At 55.5% G+C, this 2758-nt stretch carries 2 protein-coding genes; both read right to left on the bottom strand.

The features are described 5' to 3' along the window. The coding region (locus tag VI215_00350) for an SLBB domain-containing protein (protein HEY6190754.1) at positions 1-1287 on the bottom strand (1287 nt) is incomplete at its 3' end. After that, positions 1274-2284 carry a dTDP-glucose 4,6-dehydratase gene (gene rfbB / locus VI215_00355; GenBank protein HEY6190755.1) on the bottom strand — a complete coding sequence of 337 codons (1011 nt, stop codon included), beginning with the start codon at positions 2282-2284 and terminating at the stop codon, positions 1274-1276. The genes VI215_00350 and rfbB, both read right to left, overlap by 14 nt. Positions 2285-2758 lie beyond the last annotated feature (474 nt).

Raw genomic sequence — 2758 nt, forward strand, 5'->3', positions numbered from 1 at the left:
CTTGATTCGGAGTTCTGTTTCAAGCGAATAGCCCCCGCTGTCGTTCCCTGCAGGCTCTCCACGGAGGCTGAGAAGCCGCTCATGCTCGACGTTCTCCGGATTGACGGGCTGACGGGAAACCTCGGCTGAACTCAGCGCCGCCGCGTCGGTGAAGCCACCCGCTTGCCGGATCATCTCGGAGAGATGAGTGCTGTGAACCGTAATGGGATATGTTCCAGGATGGACCACCTCGCCCCCGATGTCGACATTATAATCCCCCCGCGCATCGGACTCCTGCTGAATGATGATGCGATCTCCCGGCTTCAGGGCGATATTCGGCTCGCGCCCCGCCATCATCCCGGGAATATCGATGATCCGGGTGGACAGCGACTTGCCGTCTTCGTTCATGCGCGAGAATATCACCTGTTCAGCAAGCGCGCGATCCGTCATACCCTGGCCGAAGCGGATGAGATCGAGGACACTGTCCCCCTCAACAAATTCGAATCGTCCCGGTGAATTGATCTGGCCGTACACTGCAACCTGGCCGGTCAGGTAATTCTTATTGGGCACGACAACCTGATCTCCCTCCCGGAGGTAGGGATTCCATCGGTTGTCATGTGTGACCGAGTATTTCGGGATGTCCGCCCTGGCCTGCGAACCGTCCCTGTGCTTGATGACAATTTTTCTTGTCGACATGACGCGCAGGATCGACGACAGATCATCCTGAGTCTGCAGACGCGAGAGTTTATTCGCCTCTTCCAGGGCTTTGTTCACACGGTCTGCGCCGGTGAGGGTAAGCAAGCCCGGATGTAAGACGTTCCCCGCGATGTTCACAACGATCGGACGGGGCTTGATCAGTGTGGCGGTAATTTCCGCATGGAGGTATTTCTTCCTTATCTCTGCGACTATTTTCTCCTTCGCGCGCGCAAGGGTAAGATCCGCCACCATCACCTCACCGACCGTGGGGATGAGTAGCGTCCCCTCGGGCGATACGATCAGAGGAAAACTCGCTGGAGGACTCATCCAGATATTTACGGAAAGAATATCGGATGGCCCGACAAAGTAGTCTTCCGGATTGACAGTTGACTCCAGTGCGATGCTCGTGGGTTGAACAATCCCGAGCGCACTCTTTTCCTCTTCCGGGGGGAGCTCGAATTCATTCGGTTTGCTTGCCGGCCGCTTGGTTTGTGAAACAGAGAGGGAGCCGGCAAGCACGATGCTGAGCACCGCCAATCTCACGAATGGGAACCACCCCAGCCTACGGACGGGGATGGTCGCAGAGCGGTCCCCCCGTTCAGCTTGCTTCATACATCTTTCGATAGTATTGTTGGTACTCCCCGCTGATAATCCTTCTCCACCACGCCTCGTGTCCGGTATACCAATCGACGGTATCGGCCAGGCCCTGTTCGAACGAGATGCTCGGTTTCCAGCCCAGGTCCCGGTTGATTTTCGACGCATCGATCGCATACCGGCGATCGTGTCCAAGCCGGTCTTTGACGAAAGAAATAAGCGATTCCGGCTTCCCCATTTTCTGCAGGACAAGCCTGACAACATCAATGTTCTTCCATTCGTTGTTCCCGCCGACATTGTATACCTCCCCGACCTTCCCGTTTCTGAGAACCAGATCGATCGCGGAGCAATGATCTTCGACGTGCAGCCAGTCCCGTACATTCAACCCATCACCATAGACGGGAACCGGTTTTCCGTCGACGATTCGCGCGATCATCAACGGGATCAGTTTCTCCGGAAATTGAAAAGGGCCGTAATTGTTGGAGCATCTGGTGACGACGACGGGGAGCCCGTGGGTGTGATGGTAGGCGAAGGCGAGCAAGTCCGCGGATGCCTTCGATGCCGCATAAGGGCTATTGGGTTGGACGGTGGAATTCTCGAGAAATTTTCCCTCTGCTCCGAGGGAGCCATACACCTCGTCGGTGGAGACTTGGACGAACCGCTTGATTCCACACTCCCGCGCGACCTCCAGCAGGACGCCGGTTCCCGCGACGTTCGTTTCGATGAAGACGGCAGGGCCCACGATGCTTCGATCGACGTGCGACTCTGCAGCGAAGTTGACGATAGCATCGACCGAGTGTTGACGGACGGCCGATTCAACAACAGACCGGTCGCAGATATCTCCCTTGATGAACTGGTACCGGGGGTGACCCTCTATGCTCTGCAGGTTTTCGAGATTCCCCGCGTAGGTAAGTTTGTCGAGATTTACGATCGTCTCTTCGGGGTGTTTTTCCAGCATGTACTGGACGAAGTTGCTGCCGATGAAGCCGCAGCCGCCTGTCACCAATAATGTCATCAGTTACCGTTCACTTGTCATGGCTCCGAATCCATTGCTCAGGGATCTACTTCAGCGTAGCTGCTTGCTGACAACTCGCCCGGGGTTACTTTTTTTAGCAAGGAATCAGCGTTTTCGCTGCAATCTTGCAAAAAAGCTGAAGAAATCTACGAAAATGAGCCCCTAAAGTCAATCTGATAACCCGGGAGACGAGAATTCTCCCGGATCGGGACATTTTGGCACGGTTTCGCGCCCGGAGAGCGTTTTGGTATCTAAGAGGCGGGTGTACTTACCTGGTATTGATTTTGAGGTTGGCCATCGCGAACTGAATCTACGAAAACTTCCGGCAGATTACAACCGTGGAAGTTCCGTTTGTGAGCGGTATCACCGCGCAATTCCTCCCCTTAGATGGTCTGGATGCTCTCCCCTGCAAGCCATCCAACCTTCCCGTCAGGCAGGCGGATCTGCCTCCAATCGCCCACCGCGTCGAGCAAT

It is taken from the genome of Bacteroidota bacterium, from assembly GCA_036522515.1.
In the GTDB taxonomy this organism is placed as follows: Bacteria; Bacteroidota; Ignavibacteria; order UBA10030; family SZUA-254; genus VBOC01.